Origin of the sequence: Streptomyces sp. NPDC049915 (assembly GCF_040656475.1) — a bacterium.
Lineage (GTDB): Bacteria > Actinomycetota > Actinomycetes > Streptomycetales > Streptomycetaceae > Streptomyces.
Genome location: NZ_JBFAMH010000008.1, coordinates 154840 through 171508, shown reverse-complemented (window position 1 = coordinate 171508; position 16669 = coordinate 154840). Strand labels below are relative to the sequence as shown.

The 16669-nt window shown below is 70.9% G+C and carries 16 protein-coding genes; 1 reads left to right on the top strand and 15 read right to left on the bottom strand.

Annotation, left to right across the window (positions count from 1 at the left end):
* Positions 1 to 21: 21 nt before the first annotated feature.
* Positions 22 to 1251: a DUF349 domain-containing protein gene (locus AB0J12_RS16745; RefSeq protein WP_363265025.1), complete on the top strand. Its 1230-nt coding sequence runs from the start codon at positions 22 to 24 to the stop codon at positions 1249 to 1251.
* A 77-nt stretch (positions 1252 to 1328) separates the two neighbouring features.
* Here the strand turns inward: AB0J12_RS16745 and relA are convergent, their stop codons facing one another.
* The 15 genes from relA to pgsA form a co-directional block, all read right to left on the bottom strand.
* Positions 1329 to 3866, bottom strand: a complete 2538-nt coding sequence (gene relA / locus AB0J12_RS16740) for a GTP pyrophosphokinase (RefSeq protein ID WP_363265024.1) — start codon at positions 3864 to 3866, stop codon at positions 1329 to 1331.
* A gap of 173 nt (positions 3867 to 4039) precedes the next feature.
* Entirely contained in the window at positions 4040 to 4579 is a 540-nt protein-coding gene (locus tag AB0J12_RS16735; RefSeq protein ID WP_363265023.1) for an adenine phosphoribosyltransferase, read from the bottom strand.
* Positions 4576 to 5682 (bottom strand): protein translocase subunit SecF, encoded by a 1107-nt coding sequence (secF, locus tag AB0J12_RS16730; RefSeq protein ID WP_363265022.1) that lies wholly within the window; start codon positions 5680 to 5682, stop codon positions 4576 to 4578. Before secF ends, AB0J12_RS16735 begins: the two co-directional genes overlap by 4 nt.
* 3 nt (positions 5683 to 5685) lie before the next feature.
* On the bottom strand, positions 5686 to 7476 hold the full coding sequence (gene secD / locus AB0J12_RS16725) for a protein translocase subunit SecD (RefSeq protein ID WP_363265021.1): 1791 nt from the start codon (positions 7474 to 7476) through the stop codon (positions 5686 to 5688).
* Positions 7477 to 7612: 136 nt separating this feature from the next.
* Complete coding sequence (gene yajC / locus AB0J12_RS16720; RefSeq protein ID WP_363265020.1) at positions 7613 to 8131, bottom strand: preprotein translocase subunit YajC; 519 nt, start codon at positions 8129 to 8131, stop codon at positions 7613 to 7615.
* Positions 8132 to 8327: 196 nt separating this feature from the next.
* Positions 8328 to 9398, bottom strand: a complete 1071-nt coding sequence (gene ruvB / locus AB0J12_RS16715) for a Holliday junction branch migration DNA helicase RuvB (protein ID WP_363265019.1) — start codon at positions 9396 to 9398, stop codon at positions 8328 to 8330.
* Between the two features lie 42 nt (positions 9399 to 9440).
* Positions 9441 to 10046, bottom strand: a complete 606-nt coding sequence (gene ruvA / locus AB0J12_RS16710; protein ID WP_363265018.1) for a Holliday junction branch migration protein RuvA — start codon at positions 10044 to 10046, stop codon at positions 9441 to 9443.
* On the bottom strand, positions 10043 to 10582 hold the full coding sequence (gene ruvC / locus AB0J12_RS16705; protein WP_363265017.1) for a crossover junction endodeoxyribonuclease RuvC: 540 nt from the start codon (positions 10580 to 10582) through the stop codon (positions 10043 to 10045). The genes ruvA and ruvC overlap by 4 nt, the downstream gene beginning before the upstream one ends.
* A gap of 125 nt (positions 10583 to 10707) precedes the next feature.
* Positions 10708 to 11460, bottom strand: a complete 753-nt coding sequence (locus AB0J12_RS16700) for a YebC/PmpR family DNA-binding transcriptional regulator (RefSeq protein ID WP_363265016.1) — start codon at positions 11458 to 11460, stop codon at positions 10708 to 10710.
* Between the two features lie 57 nt (positions 11461 to 11517).
* On the bottom strand, positions 11518 to 12114 hold the full coding sequence (pdxT, locus tag AB0J12_RS16695) for a pyridoxal 5'-phosphate synthase glutaminase subunit PdxT (protein WP_363265015.1): 597 nt from the start codon (positions 12112 to 12114) through the stop codon (positions 11518 to 11520).
* 34 nt (positions 12115 to 12148) lie between these two features.
* A complete protein-coding gene (pdxS, locus tag AB0J12_RS16690) occupies positions 12149 to 13054 on the bottom strand; it encodes a pyridoxal 5'-phosphate synthase lyase subunit PdxS (RefSeq protein ID WP_363265014.1) in 906 nt (301 codons plus the stop codon).
* 171 nt (positions 13055 to 13225) lie between these two features.
* Complete coding sequence (locus AB0J12_RS16685) at positions 13226 to 13768, bottom strand: hypothetical protein (RefSeq protein ID WP_363265013.1); 543 nt, start codon at positions 13766 to 13768, stop codon at positions 13226 to 13228.
* Positions 13769 to 13893: 125 nt separating this feature from the next.
* Positions 13894 to 15060, bottom strand: coding sequence for a glycosyltransferase family 4 protein (locus AB0J12_RS16680; protein ID WP_363265012.1), 1167 nt, complete (start codon positions 15058 to 15060; stop codon positions 13894 to 13896).
* Complete coding sequence (locus tag AB0J12_RS16675) at positions 15057 to 15965, bottom strand: phosphatidylinositol mannoside acyltransferase (protein ID WP_363265011.1); 909 nt, start codon at positions 15963 to 15965, stop codon at positions 15057 to 15059. Before AB0J12_RS16675 ends, AB0J12_RS16680 begins: the two co-directional genes overlap by 4 nt.
* Complete coding sequence (gene pgsA, locus AB0J12_RS16670; protein ID WP_363265010.1) at positions 15962 to 16642, bottom strand: phosphatidylinositol phosphate synthase; 681 nt, start codon at positions 16640 to 16642, stop codon at positions 15962 to 15964. Before pgsA ends, AB0J12_RS16675 begins: the two co-directional genes overlap by 4 nt.
* Positions 16643 to 16669: the final 27 nt, after the last annotated feature.

The following is a 16669-nucleotide window of genomic DNA, read 5'->3' as shown; positions in this document are numbered from 1 at the left end:
GCATCATGTGGAGGAGGCGCTGTGAGCAGCGACCCGTGGGGCCGCGTCGACGAGACGGGGACCGTGTACGTGCGGACGGCCGACGGCGAGCAGGTCGTCGGTTCCTGGCAGGCCGGCTCCCCCGAGGAGGCGCTGGCCTACTTCGAGCGCAAGTACGAGGGCCTGGTTGTCGAGATCGGCCTCCTCGAGAAGCGAGTGCGCACCACCGATCTGTCGGCCAAGGACGCGATGGCCGCGATCGACCACCTGCGCGAGCAGGTCGACGCACACCACGCGGTCGGTGACCTGGACGCGCTGCGGCAGCGCCTGGACAAGCTCGTGCAGACCGTCGAGTCGCGCCGCGAGGAGCGCAAGGCGCAGCGGGCGAAGCAGGCCGACGAGGCCCGCCACGCCAAGGAGTCCCTGGTCGTGGAGGCCGAGGAGCTGGCGCAGTCCGACCAGTGGCGGGCGGCCGGCGAGCGGCTGCGGGCCCTGGTGGACACCTGGAAGGGTCTGCCGCGACTCGACCGCAAGTCGGACGACGAGCTGTGGCACCGCTTCTCGCACGCCCGGTCGGCGTTCTCCAAGCGGCGCAAGGCGCACTTCGCGCAGCTGGACGCGCAGCGCGAGGAGGCCCGCCGGACCAAGGAGCGCCTGGTCGCCGAGGCCGAGGCACTGTCGGGCTCGACGGACTGGGGTCCCACCGCCGCCCGCTACCGCGAGCTGATGGCGGAGTGGAAGGCCGCGGGCCGCGCCCAGCGCGAGCACGAGGACGACCTGTGGAACCGCTTCCGCGGAGCCCAGGACGTCTTCTTCGCCGCGCGCAGCTCGGTCTTCGCCGAGCGTGACGCCGAGCAGGCGGAGAATCTGAAGCTGAAGGAGGAGCTGGCCGAGGAGGCCGAGAAGCTCCTGCCGGTGACGGATCTCAAGGCCGCGCGGGCAGCGTTCCGCTCGATCAACGAGCGCTGGGAGGCCATCGGCCATGTGCCGCGGGACGCCCGGCCGAAGGTCGAGGGCCGGATGCACGCCGTCGAGCGCGCGATCCAGGACGCCGAGGAGACCGAGTGGCGCCGGACGAACCCGGAGGCACGCGCGCGTGCCGAGGGTCTGACCGGTCAGCTCCAGGCCGCCGTCGACAAGCTCAGGGGTCAGATCGAGCAGGCGCGCGCCCAGGGCAACAACGCGAAGGCCGACAAGCTGGAGCGTGAGCTGGAGGGCCGCCAGGCCCTGCTGGACCAGGCGCTGAAGGGTCTGCAGGAGTTCGGCGGCTGACGCCCGCTCCCGACGACGACAGCCGGAAGCCCCCGTACACACCGTGTACGGGGGCTTCTGCGTGCCCTGTGCGGGCCTTACGACGGCCGGCGGGCCGAGGTGACGCGGTAGACGTCGTAGACGCCCTCGACGCCGCGTACGGCCTTCAGGACGTGCCCCAGGTGCTTGGGGTCGCCCATCTCGAAGGTGAACCGGGAGGTGGCCACCCGGTCGCGGGAAGTCTGCACGGCCGCGGAGAGGATGTTGACGTGCTGGTCCGACAGCACGCGCGTGACGTCGGACAGCAGCCGGGAGCGGTCCAGGGCCTCGACCTGGATGGCGACCAGGAAGACCGAGGACTGGGTGGGCGCCCACTCGACCTCGAGGATGCGCTCCGGCTCCCGCGACAGTGACTCGACGTTGACGCAGTCGCTGCGGTGAACCGATACGCCACTGCCGCGCGTGACGAAGCCGATGATGGGGTCGCCTGGCACCGGCGTACAGCAGCGGGCGAGCTTGACCCACACGTCGTCGACGCCCTTGACGACGACACCGGGGTCGTTGCTGCTGCGGCGCTTGCGGGCGCGGCCGCGGGTCGGGACGGTCTCGTCGATCTCCTCGGTGGCCGCTTCCTCGCCGCCGAGGGCCTGCACCAGCTTCTGCACGATGTGCTGCGCGGAGACGTGGCCCTCGCCGATCGCCGCGTACAGCGCGGAGATGTCGGAGTAGCGCATCTCGTGCGCGAGCGTGACCAGGGAGTCGCCGGTGAGGATCCGCTGGATCGGCAGGTTCTGCTTGCGCATGGCCCGCACGATGGCGTCCTTGCCCTGCTCGATCGCCTCGTCGCGGCGCTCCTTGGAGAACCAGCCCCGGATCTTGTTGCGGGCGCGCGGCGACTTGACGAAGCCCAGCCAGTCACGGGACGGTCCGGCACCGGCCGCCTTGGAGGTGAAGACCTCGACCAGGTCGCCGTTGTCGAGGGTCGACTCCAGCGGGACGAGCCGGCCGTTGACGCGGGCTCCTATGGTGCGGTGACCGACCTCGGTGTGCACCGCGTAGGCGAAGTCCACCGGGGTGGCGCCGGCCGGGAGCGCGATGACGTCGCCCTTGGGTGTGAAGACGAAGACCTCGTTGCGGGACAGGTCGAAGCGCAGGGACTCCAGGAACTCGCCCGGGTCCTCGGTCTCCTTCTGCCAGTCCAGCAGCTGGCGCAGCCACGCCATGTCGTTGAGGTGGTCGTCCTTGCCCTTGCCGGCGGTCTTCGGCGCGTCGTTGCGCACCTTGGAGGCGCCGGCGACGGCCTCCTGCTTGTACTTCCAGTGCGCGGCGATGCCGTACTCGGCGCGGCGGTGCATGTCGAAGGTGCGGATCTGCAGTTCGACCGGCTTGCCGCTGGGTCCGATGACCGTCGTGTGCAGCGACTGGTACATGTTGAACTTGGGCATCGCGATGTAGTCCTTGAACCGCCCGGGAACGGGGTTCCAGCGGGCGTGGACGGTGCCCAGCGCGGCGTAGCAGTCGCGGACGGTGTCCACCAGGACGCGGATGCCGACCAGGTCGTAGATCTCCGCGAAGTCACGGCCGCGGACGATCATCTTCTGGTAGACGCTGTAGTAGTGCTTCGGGCGGCCGGTCACGGTGGCGCGGATGCGGGCGGCGCGCAGGTCGCCCTGGACCTCGTCGATCACCTTGGCCAGGTACTCGTCGCGCTTGGGGGCGCGCTCGGCGACGAGGCGCACGATCTCGTCGTACATCTTGGGGTAGAGGATCGCGAAGGCGAGGTCCTCCAGCTCCCACTTGATGGTGTTCATGCCCAGGCGGTGGGCGAGCGGCGCGTAGATCTCCAGGGTCTCGCGCGCCTTCTTCTCCTGCTTCTCGCGCTTGAGGTAGCGCATGGTGCGCATGTTGTGCAGGCGGTCGGCGAGCTTGATGACCAGGACGCGCGGGTCCTTGGCCATGGCGACGACCATCTTGCGCACGGTCTCGGCCTGTGCGGCCTCGCCGAACTTGACCTTGTCCAGCTTGGTGACGCCGTCGACAAGCAGGGCGACGACGTCGCCGAAGTCGCGGCGCAGGTCCTCTAGGCCGTACTCGGTGTCCTCGACGGTGTCGTGCAGCAGGCCGGCCATCAGGGTGGCCGGATCCATGCCCAGCTCGGCGAGGATGGTGGTGACGGCGAGCGGGTGCGTGATGTACGGGTCGCCGCTCTTGCGCTTCTGGCCGCGGTGCCAGCGCTCGGCGACCTGGTAGGCGCGCTCGATCTGGCGCAGCGTGGAGTTCTCGATCTTGGGGTCGTTGCTGCGGACTATCCGCAGCAGCGGTTCCAGGACCGGGTTGTAGGGGTTGGCGCGCTGGACGCCGAGGCGGGCCAGACGGGCGCGGACGCGGTTGGAGGAGCCGGAGCGGGCGGGCGGGGCAGCGGGCGTGCGGACCACGGGAGAGTTGACGGGCTGCTCGGGGGGCGCGGGCTTGGGGCGGGTCTCCTCGGCCGGCTTGTCGACGGGCGCCGACTGGGCGTGCTGGACCGGCCCGCGGGTGTCGTTCTTCGCGTGCGGCGCGGTCGGCGCGGGCTGCGCCGCGGATCCCGGGACGGGCTCGGGCTTGGCGGCGGTCAGGTGCTGGGCCTCGTCTGGCAAGAGGACTCCTCGTGCGCGATCCGGGTCCCCCGGTCAGGCTCCGGAGTCCCCATCGTAGCGAGCCTGGGCTCCAGGATCGCCTTCAGGCCACTGTGCGACCCGTGTACCCCGAAAACACAAGGGGCGGGCGCCGGATTCCTCCGGGCCCGCCTCTCGGGTGAACGACAGGTCGCTCAGACGGTGAGCAGCGCCTCCAGCGGGGCCTCACCGAGGGCGGCCTGCAGGCGTGGGCGGCCCTGGAGGAAGCTCAGCTCCATCAGCACCGCGGCGCCCGTGACCCGGGCACCCGCCCGCCGGATCAGCTGGACCGCGGCCTCGGCGGTGCCGCCGGTGGCGAGGACGTCGTCGACGATCAGAACGCGGTCGTCGGCGGTCAGGTCCTCGGCGTGCACCTCGATCTCGGCCGAGCCGTACTCCAGGTCGTAGGACTGGCCGAGGGTGGCGCCGGGCAGCTTGCCCGCCTTGCGCACCGGGATGAAGCCGAGGCCCGCGCGGACGGCGACGGGGGCGCCGAGGATGAACCCCCGCGCCTCCAGGCCGACGATCTTGGTGGCGCGGGTGCGCTCGGCGATCTCCGCGAACGCGTCGGTGAGCGCGGTGAACGCCGCCGGGTCCGCGAGCAGCGGGGTGATGTCCTTGAACATCACGCCCGGCTCCGGGTAGTCGGCCACGTCCCGGATACGGCTGAGCAGCAGCTCTCGCATCTCCGTCATCGGCGCTTCCCCGAGGGTCGGCCACGGCCGCGGTTGCGGGCGGCGGACTGGTCGCGGGGGCCGACGACCGCCGGTGCGGCGTCGTCGGAGTCGGCGGCACCGGTGCGGGCGCCGGCGAACTCCTCCTGGGAGCCGGCCTGGGCCCGCTTGGCCAGCACGCGCTTGCGCAGGGCCTTCATCTGCGGCTCGCGCTCCTTGAGGTCGGCGACGAGCGGCGTGGCGATGAAGATCGAGGAGTACGCACCGGCCGCGAGGCCGACGAACAGCGACAGGGAGATGTCGTTGAGCATGCCCGCGCCGAGGAAGCCGCCGCCGATGAACAGCAGGCCCGCGACCGGCAGCAGCGCGACCACCGTGGTGTTGATGGAGCGGACCAGGGTGCCGTTGATGGAGCGGTTCGCGACGTCGCTGTAGGTCCACCTGGTCTGCTTGGTGATGTCCTTCGTCTGCTCCTTGAGGCTGTCGAAGACGACGACCGTGTCGTAGAGCGAGTAACCGAGGATGGTCAGCAGACCGATCACCGTGCCCGGCGTGACCTCGAAGCCGACGAGGGCGTAGATGCCGGTGGTGATGGTGATGTCGTGGATCAGGGCGACGAGCGCGGCCACGGCCATGCGCCACTCGAAGGCGATCGCCAGGTAGATCACGACGAGGACCATGAAGATGCCCAGGCCCTGCCACGCCTTGTTGGCGATCTGCTCGCCCCAGCTGGGGCCGACCAGGTCGGCGTTGATCTTCTCCGCGTCGACCTTGAGGTCCTTGGCCAGCTCGTTCTTGATCTTGGTGGCGTCGCTGGTCTCGATGCCCGCGACCTGGATGCGCAGGCTGCCGTCACCGAGCTTCTGGACGATCGCGTCGTGGCCGGAGGCCTCCTGCGCGTAGTTCTCGGCGCCGGCGACCGAGACGGACATGTTCTTCGGGGTGGTGAAGACGGCACCGCCCTGGAACTCGATGCCCATGTTCAGGCCGCGCACCGCCAGGCCCAGGATGGCCGTGATGGTGATCAGGATCGAGACGCCGTACCAGATCTTGCGCTTGCCGATGAAGTCGTAGCCGATTTCGCCACGGTGGAGCCGGGCGCCGAGGTTGCCGAGCTTCGACATCTCTCACGCCTCCTTCGGGTCGACGGGGCCGGCGGCCGAACGGGAGGAACGACGAGTACTGCGCAGCGGCGGCTTGGCGCCCAGGCTCCTGGGGTCGAGTCCGGACCACTTGTGGCCGTCGGCGAAGAACTTCCGGCGGGCCAGGAGCGTCAGCAGCGGCTTGGTGAACAGGAACACCACGACGACGTCGAGCACGGTGGTCAGACCGAGCGTGAACGCGAAGCCCTGCACCTTGCCGACCGTCACGATGAACAGCACCGCGGCGGCGAGGAAGGAGACGAAGTCGGAGACGAGGATGGTGCGCCGGGCACGCGGCCAGCCGCGCTCCACAGCGGGGCGCAGCGAGCGGCCCTCGCGGATCTCGTCCCGGACCCGTTCGAAGTACACGATGAACGAGTCCGCGGTGATGCCGATGGCGACGATGGCACCGCACACGGCCGGCAGGTTCAGCGCGAAGCCGATGGCCGGGCCGAGCAGCGCCATGATCACGTAGGTGAGCGCGGCGGACACCAGCAGCGAGGCGCAGGCGATCAGTGCCAGGCCGCGGTAGTAGACCACCAGGTAGATCACGACCAGGGCGAGTCCGATCGCGCCGGCGATCAGACCTGCCTTGAGCTGCTCACCGCCGAGCGCCGCGGTCACCGTGGTGACGCTGTCCTCCTTGAAGGTCAGCGGCAGGGCGCCGTAGGACAGCATGTTGGCGAGGCTCTGCGCCTCGTCCTGGGAGAAGTGACCGGTGATCTCGGCGCTGCCGCCGGTCAGTGCCTCGCGGACGAACGGGTCGGAGACGACGTTGCCGTCGAGCACGATCGCGAACTGGTTCTGCGGGGTCTGCTGCTGGGCCAGCTTGCCGGTGATGTCGGCGAACTTCTTCGCGCCCTTGGAGGTGAACTCCATGGTGACGGTCCAGCCGGAGGCGTTCTGCGTGTTGAAGACGGCCTGCGCCTTCTTCACGTCGGTGCCGTCCACGCCGGCCGGGCCGAGGACGTACTTCTGCCACTGGCCGCTGGAGTTGCCGCACGCCAGGGTCGGGTCGCCGGGCTTGGCGCCCTTGCCGGCCGCGGCGCGCTGGTCCGGCTTGGAGCAGTCCAGAGCCGCGAACCGCGCCTGGAGCTTGGAGGTGGCGTCAGCGGGAGCGCTGCCCGACGGCGAGGGAGACGCCTTGGAGCCGCCGGAGCTGCTCGCGGACGGCGTGGCGTCCGCCTTGAGCGCGTCGGAGACGGCGCGTCCCTGGGAGGTGGCGCTCGCCGACGAGGTGGCGGACGGCGAGGACGATCCCTTGCCGGTCGCCTCCGGCTTGTCCGAGGCCTTGCCATTGGCCTTGCCGCTCGGCGACGCCGAGGCGTTGCCGGTGCCGCTCGGCGTCGGGGTCGCCGTGCCGGGGCCGGAGAGCTCGGTGGCCAGGACGGGGCGGAAGTAGAGCTTGGCGGTGGTGCCGACCTGCTGGCGCGCCTGCTCGGAGTTCGTGCCCTTGGGGATGTTGACGATGATGTTGCGATTGCCCTGGGTCTGGACCTCGGACTCCGACACACCAAGACCGTTGACGCGGCGCTCCATGATCTCGACCGCGGTGTCCATGTTGGTCTTGTTGATCGCGGACTCCTGGCCGGCCTCGGGGACCGCCCGGAGCGTGATGCTCGTACCGCCGGCAAGGTCGATGCCCAGGCGCGGGGTGGTGTGCCCGGAGGCGAACATCCCGCCGGTGAGCGCCACGATGGCGATCAGGATCAGGGCCAGCGCGCGCCACGGCTTGCTCTGGGCGCTCGCGCTCCGGCCCTTTCTAGGTGCTGCCACCTTCTCGTACTCCCTCTCGGGCCGCTCCGCGCCGGGTCAGCGCTGCGGCGGCCATGACATGGTTGGGACCCCCTGCGAGAAGCGCACGTCGCACAGGGCACGCGCGACGGTCGTGGCGCGTGCCCCGGGGACGCGACTACTTCGCGTCGGTGTCGCCCTCGGACTTCTTCGGCTCTTCGTCGGCCTGAGCCTTCGCCTCGGCCGCGTCGGCCTTGTCCTCGGCGGCCTTGATCGCGTCGTCGCCTCGCTCGGCGGCGTCCTGCTTACCGAGGTCGATCTTGCCCTCGGAGGCGGCAGCGGCGGACTCGTCGTCTTCGGTGAGGGAGGACGCGTCGTCGGGGACGATGTCGGCGTCGGACTTCAGGTCGTGCTCGACGCCGTGGACGATGCGGTTGTACTCGTCGTCGCTCAGGACGGCGCCGATCGAGTTCTTCGCGAAGAGGAGCTCGATACCGGGACCGGCGTCAAGGAGGACCGTCTCCTCGTTCACCTCCTTGACCGTCGCGTACATGCCCCCGATGGTGCGGACGCCGGAACCGGGTTGCATGTGGTTCCGCATGTCCGCGGCCTGCTGCTGCTTCCTCTTGGCGGAGCGGGTCATCAGGAACATGGCCCCGATGAGCACGATGAACGGGAGGAGGGTCACGAGACTCACGGGTCGGTACTTCCTTCACACGACCGCGATGGTGAGCGGCCTGATGGCTGGGGGTGTATGGGGGCTGCCGTCACAGGCGGCATCGGCGGAGTCTAAGCGAGTCCGCGCGCAAGGAACAACGCTCAGCATGGCACCTGGGTTCCTGCGCCCGCCAATCCCTCGCCGATGTCCCTCCGTCATGCACCGTCTCCTGCTGTCATGCCCCGAACAGATCTGCTTGTCCGTTTCCGGCCGCCGAGGAGCGGGGCGGGGTCAGGCCGAGGTGGGCCCAGGCGGCCGGCGTGGCGACACGGCCACGCGGGGTGCGGGCCAGCAGACCGTCGCGTACCAGGAAGGGTTCGGCCACCTCCTCGACCGTCTCCCGCTCCTCCCCCACCGCGACCGCCAGGGTCGACAGGCCGACGGGGCCACCGCCGAAGAGCTTCAGCAGCGCCTGCAGCACGGCCCGGTCCAGGCGGTCCAGGCCGCGCGCGTCGACTTCGTAGACGGCGAGGGCGGCGGCGGCGATGTCGCGGGTGATCAGGCCGTCGGCCTTGACCTGCGCGTAGTCGCGTACGCGGCGCAGCAGCCGGTTGGCGATACGGGGCGTGCCGCGGGAGCGGCCGGCGATCTCGGCGGCGCCGTCGGGGTCGATCTCGACGTCCAGCAGCTGCGCCGAGCGGTGTACGACGCGCTCCAGCTCGTGCGGCTCGTAGAACTCCATGTGCGCGGTGAAGCCGAAGCGGTCGCGCAGCGGGGGCGGCAGCAGGCCCGCGCGGGTGGTGGCGCCGACCAGGGTGAAGGGAGGCAGTTCGAGCGGGATGGCGGTGGCGCCGGGGCCCTTGCCGACGATCACGTCGACGCGGAAGTCCTCCATGGCCATGTACAGCATCTCCTCGGCGGGCCGCGACATGCGGTGGATCTCGTCGAGGAAGAGCACCTCGCCCTCCTGAAGGGAGGACAGGATCGCGGCGAGGTCGCCGGCGTGCTGGATGGCGGGTCCCGAGGTGATGCGGATGGGGGCGCCCATCTCGGCCGCGATGATCATCGACAGGGTGGTCTTGCCCAGGCCGGGGGCGCCGGAGAGCAGCACGTGGTCGGCGGTGGCGCCGCGCGCGCGGGCGGCGCGCAGCACCAGGTCGAGCTGTTCGCGCACCTTTTCCTGGCCGATGAACTCGCCCAGGTCCTTGGGGCGCAGGGCGGCCTCGACGGCCTGGTCCTCACGGTCGGCGACAGAGTCCACCAGCCGATCGGGGGCGGGGGTGTCGGTGGCGTCGTCCCAGTTCATGTGGTGTGCCTTCGGCTATCGGGGTCAGCGGGCGCGATGCGGTCAGCGGGCGCGGTTCAGGGTCTGCAGGGCGGCCTTCAGCAGCTGCCCGACCTGGGGCGTGCCGCCCGCGGCCTCGGCCTGGGGTGCGACGGCGGTCACCGCCTCGTCGGCCTCCCTGGTCGCGTAGCCCAGCCCGATCAGGGCGGCGTGCAGCTGGTCGCGCCAGCCCTGGGAGACCGGGGCGCCGACGGCGGGCGCCCCGACGGGCTCGCCGAGCCGGTCCTTCAGCTCCAGCAGCAGCTTCTGGGCGCCCTTCTTGCCGATGCCGGGGACGGCGGTGAGCGCCTTCTCGTCACCGGTGGCGACGGCGCGGCGCAGCGCGTCCGGGGTGTGCACGGCGAGCATCGCCTGGGCCAGGCGCGGTCCGACTCCGCTCGCTGTCTGCAGCAGCTCGAAGACCTGGCGCTCGTCGTCGTCGGTGAAGCCGTACAGGGTGAGGGAGTCCTCGCGGACGACGAGGGACGTGTGCAGCTTGGCGGGCTGGCCCATCCGCAGCGTGGACAGTGTGTTCGGCGTGCACTGGACGGCCATGCCGACCCCGCCGACCTCCACCACCGCGGCGTCGGGGGCGAGCGCGGCGACCGTGCCGCTGACGAAGGCGATCATGCCGTACGGCCTTTCGATACGGGGACGGTGTGCCGGGCGACGGCCTGCTGGAGCCGGTTCTGGGCGGGGGCGCGCCAGATGTGGCAGATGGCGAGCGCGAGGGCGTCGGCGGCGTCGGCGGGCTTGGGCGGCGAGGCGAGTCTGAGCAGCCGGGTGACCATGGCCCCGACCTGTGCCTTGTCGGCGCGGCCGCTGCCGGTGACGGCGGCCTTGACCTCGCTGGGGGTGTGCAGGGCGACCGGGATGCCGCGGCGGGCGGCGCACAGCATGGCGACGGCGCTGGCCTGGGCGGTGCCCATGACCGTGCGTACGTTGTGCTGGCTGAAGACGCGCTCGACGGCGACGAACTCCGGCCGGTGCTCGTCCAGCCACTGCTCGATGCCCTGCTCGACGGCGAGGAGGCGGTGGCTGAGGTCGTCGCCCGCCGGTGTGCGGACGACTCCGACGCCGAGCATGGTGAGCGGGCGGCCCGCGACCCCCTCGACGACGCCGACACCGCACCGCGTCAGTCCGGGGTCCACCCCCAATACGCGCACCGCGCCCCTCCCTCGGATCCCTCGATCACCTGTTTGTGCAGGCTATCGGGTCCCACTGACAATGACGGCGGGCCGGTGGACGTGTCCCACCGGCCCGCCGCCATTGCGCTCGTTTCAGCGGAGCGTCACGCGTCGACCTTCTCCATGACCTCGTCGCTGACGTCGAAGTTGGCGAAGACGTTCTGCACGTCGTCGCTGTCCTCGAGCGCGTCGATCAGCTTGAAGATCTTCTTGGCGCCCTCCTCGTCCAGCTCGACCTGCATGGTCGGGACGAAGTTGGCCTCGGCGGAGTCGTAGTCGATGCCGGCGTCCTGCAGGGCGGTGCGCACGGCGACCAGGTCGGTGGCCTCGCTGATGACCTCGAAGGTCTCACCGAGGTCGTTGACCTCCTCGGCACCGGCGTCCAGGACGGCGCCGAGGACGTCGTCCTCGCTCAGCTCACCCTTGGGGACGATCACCACGCCCTTGCGGTTGAACAGGTACGACACCGAGCCCGGGTCGGCCATGGAGCCGCCGTTGCGGGTCATGGCGACGCGGACCTCGGAGGCGGCGCGATTGCGGTTGTCGGTGAGGCACTCGATGAGCACCGCGACACCGTTCGGGCCGTAACCCTCGTACATGATCGTCTCGTAGTCGGCGCCGCCGGCCTCCAGGCCCGCGCCGCGCTTGACCGCGGAGTCGATGTTCTTGTTCGGGACCGACGACTTCTTCGCCTTCTGGATGGCGTCGTACAGCGTCGGGTTGCCCTCGGGGTCCGCGCCGCCCATGCGCGCCGCGACCTCGACGTTCTTGATCAGCTTCGCGAAGAGCTTGCCGCGCTTGGCGTCGATCACGGCTTTCTTGTGCTTCGTCGTGGCCCATTTAGAGTGGCCGGACATCTGCCTGTCTCCTTCGCGTAACCAATCTCTGTACGAACGCCTGGAATCCTACAAGGACTACGGCGTCCCGTTCGCGCGCACCATGTCGACGAACAGCGAGTGCACGCGGTGGTCGCCGGTCAGCTCCGGGTGGAACGACGTGGCGAGCGCGTTGCCCTGACGGACGGCGACGATGTGGCCCTCGTGCTCGGCGAGCACCTCGGCGCCGGCGCCGACGGACTCCACCCAGGGGGCGCGGATGAAGACGCCCTCGACGGGAGCGCCTTCGACGCCCCGGACGTCGACCGACGCCTCGAAGGACTCGTTCTGGCGGCCGAAGGCGTTGCGGCGCACGATCATGTCGATGCCGCCGATCGTCTCCTGGCCCGAGCGCGGGTCGAGGATCTTGTCGGCGAGCATGATCATGCCGGCGCAGGTGCCGTAGACGGGCATGCCGGCCCGCACGCGTGCGCGCAGGGGCTCCATCAGGCCGAACAGGACGGCCAGCTTGGAGATGGTGGTGGACTCGCCGCCGGGGAGGACGAGACCGTCGACCTCGGCGAGCTCTTCGGGGCGCCGCACCGGCCTGGCCACGGCGTCGGCCGCGGCCAGGGCGATGAGGTGCTCCCGGACGTCGCCCTGGAGAGCCAGGACGCCGATGACAGGAGTGTTCATGAGTGGCTTACCTGTAGTGGCGTGACCGGGGTGCTCACCAGCCGCGGTTGGCGTAGCGCTCGGTCTCGGGGAGGGTGTCGCAGTTGATGCCGACCATGGCCTCGCCGAGGTTGCGGGACGCGTCCGCGATGATCTTCGGGTCGTCGTAGAAGGTGGTGGCCTTCACGATGGCGGCGGCGCGCTTGGCCGGGTCGCCGGACTTGAAGATGCCGGAGCCGACGAACACGCCCTCGGCGCCGAGCTGGCGCATCAGGGCCGCGTCGGCCGGGGTGGCGACGCCACCGGCGGAGAAGAGGACCACCGGGAGCTTGCCCAGCTCGGCGACCTCCCTGACCAGCTCGTAGGGGGCGCGCAGCTCCTTGGCGGCGGCGTACAGCTCGTTGTTGTCGTAGCCGCGCAGGCGGGCGATCTCGTTCTTGATCTGGCGCAGGTGGCGGACGGCCTCGACGACGTTGCCGGTGCCGGCCTCACCCTTGGAGCGGATCATCGCGGCACCCTCGGCGATACGGCGCAGGGCCTCGCCCAGGTTGGTGGCGCCACAGACGAAGGGGGTGGTGAAGGCCCACTTGTCGGAGTGGTTGACCTCGTCGGCCGGGGTGAGCACCTCGGACTCGTCGATGTAGTCGACGCCGAGGGACTGCAGGACCTGGGCCTCGACGAAGTGGCCGATGCGGGACTTGGCCATGACCGGGATGGAGACGGCGTCGATGATGCCCTCGATCATGTCCGGGTCGGACATGCGGGCCACGCCGCCGTCCTTGCGGATGTCGGCCGGGACCCGCTCGAGGGCCATGACGGCGACGGCGCCCGCGTCCTCGGCGATCTTCGCCTGCTCCGGCGTGACGACGTCCATGATCACGCCGCCCTTGAGCTGCTCGGCCATGCCGCGCTTGACGCGGGCGGTACCGATCTCGGGAGCCTGGTTCTCGGTGCTGGACACGGGTGACCTCACTGAAGGAAAAGAGGGGTTACTGCAGCACTGAGGAAACGTGACGGGACCAGTCCACAGCAAGGGCCAATGAAAACCCGGTGGCTCCTTTTGGCCGGAAGCGGTCTGTCCGGAACGGAATCGTATGCGGAGGACGGTGCGCGCTGCCGGGGCCGGCCGGGGTCAGGCGGAGCGGTCCGCCAAGGGGGACGGGGGCTCGTCGTCCATTTCGAAGGCCATCGGGAACGGGGCGTGGCCGGCGAGGCGGAACCAGCGGACCTTGCGGTGCTCGCGCAGGCGGCGGGCCGCGCCGACCGCGTCGTTGTGGAAGCGGCGGGCCATCGGGACGCGGCGCACGGCCTCCGTCAGCTCGTGGGCCGCCTGCTCTCCCCCGGGCGCCTCGCGGACGGCCTCCAGCTGCTCGCGTTCGGCGAACACCGCGCGCAGCGCCTGGCTCAGGTCGCTCTCGGCGACCTCGCGCTGCTCCTCCTCGGCCTGCCGGGCGGCGTGCGCGGCCTCGTACAGCACGATCGACGCGGCCGGGTCCAGCACACCCGAGGTCGCCACCTCCTGCGCCACCGAGGCCCGCCGCAGCAGCTGGGCGTCCAGGGAGGCGCGGGCGGCGTCGATCCGCGCGTGCAGCCGGTCCAGCCGCCCCGCGGTCCAGCTCAGGTAGAGGCCGATCGCGACAAGGACGACGAGGGTCCAGATGAGGGTTGCGGTCACGGGCGGCCACCTTACCGGCGCGGCACCCGCGGACCTCCGGCCCGTACGGCCCTGCGGGCATCACCGGGGCCTGCCACCGGCTGCCTCGTCCGCGCGCCGTGGAAACCCGCCCTGGCAAGGCCCTCTCAGTCCCGCGCCAGCCCCCACCGGGCCCGCAGTCCCGTCGGCCCCGTGTCCTCCGCGGCCACCGCGGCCGCGCCGGCCGTCACCGTCTCGTACACCGACAGGATGTCCGCGCCGACCGTGGACCAGTCGAAGCGGCGGACATGGGCGCTGCCGCGCTCGCGCAGTTCCGCCAGGCGAGCCGGGTCCTCCAGCAGCCGTACGGCGGCCTCGGCGAGCGCGTCGGCGTCCTCGTTGGCGAACAGCTCGCCCGCCTTGCCCTGGTCGAGCACCTGGGCGAAGGCGTCGAGGTCGGAGGCGAGCACGGGCGCGCCCGCCGACATCGCCTCGACCAGGATGATCCCGAAACTCTCGCCGCCGGTGTTGGGCGCGACGTACAGGTCGACGGAGCGCAGGAAGCGGGCCTTGTCCCCGTCGCTGACCATGCCGAGGAACTCCACCCGGGAGCGCAGCTCGGCCGGCAGCGAGGCCACCGCTTCCTCCTCGTCGCCCCGCCCGGCGACCAGCAGCCGGGTCTGCGGCCGGACTGCGAGGATCTTGGGCAGCGCCCTCATCAGCACCGGCAGGCCCTTGCGGGGTTCGTCGATACGGCCGATGAAGCCGAGGGTGTCGCCCTGCCACGCGGGGTTGGGCTCGGCCTTGGCGAAGAAGTCGACGTCCACGCCGTTCGGGATGACGACGGCGTCCCCGCCGAGGTGCTCCACCAGCGTGCGCCGCGCGTACTCGCTCACCGCGATCCGCGCGCTGATCTTCTCCAGCGCGGCCTGCAGGATGGCGTACGCGGCGATCATCGCCTTGGAGCGCGGGTTGGAGGTGTGGAAGGTGGCGACCATCGGACCGCGCGCCGCCCAGCAGGTCAGCAGGCCCAGCGACGGCGAGGTCGGCTCGTGGATGTGCACGACGTCGAACGCGCCGTCGTGCAGCCAGCGCCGCACCCGCGCGGCGGACAGGAAACCGAAGTTGAGGCGGGCGACGGAGCCGTTGTACGGCACCGGCACCGCACGCCCCGCGGAGACGACGTACGGCGGCAGGGGCGTGTCGTCGTCGGCCGGGGCAAGCACGGACACCTCGTGGCCGAGCCGGACGAAGTACTCGGCGAGGTCGCGGATGTGGAACTGGACGCCGCCGGGCACGTCCCAGGAGTACGGGCAGACGATGCCGATCCTCACGCGGTCCCCTTCGACGGGTCGAGATCAGCGAGCCACAACCGCTGCAGCATGTGCCAGTCCTCCGGATGGTCGGCGATCCCCGTGGCGAAGGCGTCGGCCAGCGCCTGTGTCATGGAGGACGTCTTCTCCGCGCGCGTGCCTGACTCGGGGACGTCGATCGGGGGATGCACCCGGCCCCGCATGACCGGCGAGTCGTCGTACCACAGGGTCACCGGCAGCAGCAGGGCGCCGGTCTGCTGGGCCAGCAGGGCGGGTCCGGCGGGCATCCGGGCCGTGTCGCCGAAGAAGTCGACCTCGACCCCGGAGGAGGACAGGTCGCGATCGGAGACCAGGCAGACCAGGCCGCCGTCGCGCAGCCGGCGCGCGAGCGTGCCGAAGGCGGTCCCGCCGCTGTGCGGCAGGACCTCCATGCCCAGGCCCTCGCGGTAGGCGACGAAGCGGTCGTAGAGCGTCTCCGGCTTGAGGCGCTCGGCGACCGTGGTGAACGGGATGCCGAGCTTCGTGGTGACCCAGGCGCCGGCCAGGTCCCAGTTGGCCAGGTGCGGCAGGGCGAGTATCACGCCCTTGCCGGCGGCCATGCCCTCGGTGAGGTAGTGCAGGTCCTTGGGGTCGAAGCCGGCCTTGATGCGCTCGGTGCTCCAGGCCGGCAGCCGGAAGGACTCCATCCAGTAGCGCAGATAGGAGCGCATGCCCGCGCGGGAGAGCTCGGCGAGCCGTTCCGGGCTCGCGCCGGGCACCACGCGCGCGTAGTTGGACTCCAGCCGCTCGACGCCCTTGCCGCGCTGCTTCCAGGCGAGGTCGGCGACGGCCCGGCCGAGGCGCACCGCTGCCGGCTCGGGGAGTTTCTTCACGGTGCCCCAGCCGAGGCCGTACAGGGCGTCGGTCAGCCGCTCCTGGGCGCTCACTTCGCCGTCTCCCTCCCCTGCGGCTCACCGGGCGTCGCGGCGGCCGCGGCCTCCGCCTCCGCCGACTCGCGGCGCACGGTGACGACCCGCTGGATCAGCGTGACGAGGCTGCCGACGGCGACGATCCACAGCGCGACCGGCAGCAGGTACTGGATGCCCGGCACCCCGAACTTGTGCAGGCCCGCGAAACCGGCCGCGACCAGCGAGATCACCAGCCGCTCGGCCCGCTCGACGAGCCCGTTGACGGCGACCGGCAGCCCGATCGACTCGCCGCGCGCCTTGGTGTAGGACACCACCTGACCGCTGGCCAGGCAGAAGATCGACACCGCGCACAGCACGTTGTCGTCGCCGTGTCCGGCGTACCAGAGCGCGAAGCCGCCGAAGATCGCGCCGTCGGCGACCCGGTCGAGCGTGGAGTCCAGGAAGGCGCCCCAGCGGCTGGAGCGGCCCAGCTGGCGCGCCATGTTGCCGTCGACCAGGTCGGAGAAGACGAAGAGCGTGATCACGACCGTGCCCCAGAAGAACTCGCCCCGGGGGTAGAAGACCAGCGCTCCGGCGATCACTCCGGCGGTGCCGATCAGCGTGACCGCGTCGGGGCTGACCCCCCGGCGGATGAGAAACGCGGCGAACGGCGTGAGAACACGCGTGAAGAAAGCACGCGCGTACTTGTTCAGCATGGCCTTCCCGACTGGTCGGTGTCGCCG

Bases quoted from the DNA above. Each gene is read 5' to 3' on its own strand.
- AB0J12_RS16735 (WP_363265023.1), bottom strand. From the start codon at position 4,579: ATGACGGAGATGCGAGAGCTGCTGCTCAGCCGTATCCGGGACGTGGCC.
- secF (WP_363265022.1), bottom strand. From the start codon at position 5,682: ATGTCGAAGCTCGGCAACCTCGGCGCCCGGCTCCACCGTGGCGAAATC.
- ruvB (WP_363265019.1), bottom strand. From the start codon at position 9,398: ATGAACTGGGACGACGCCACCGACACCCCCGCCCCCGATCGGCTGGTG.
- ruvA (WP_363265018.1), bottom strand. From the start codon at position 10,046: ATGATCGCCTTCGTCAGCGGCACGGTCGCCGCGCTCGCCCCCGACGCC.
- AB0J12_RS16700 (WP_363265016.1), bottom strand. From the start codon at position 11,460: ATGTCCGGCCACTCTAAATGGGCCACGACGAAGCACAAGAAAGCCGTG.
- pdxT (WP_363265015.1), bottom strand. From the start codon at position 12,114: ATGAACACTCCTGTCATCGGCGTCCTGGCTCTCCAGGGCGACGTCCGG.
- pgsA (WP_363265010.1), bottom strand. From the start codon at position 16,642: ATGCTGAACAAGTACGCGCGTGCTTTCTTCACGCGTGTTCTCACGCCG.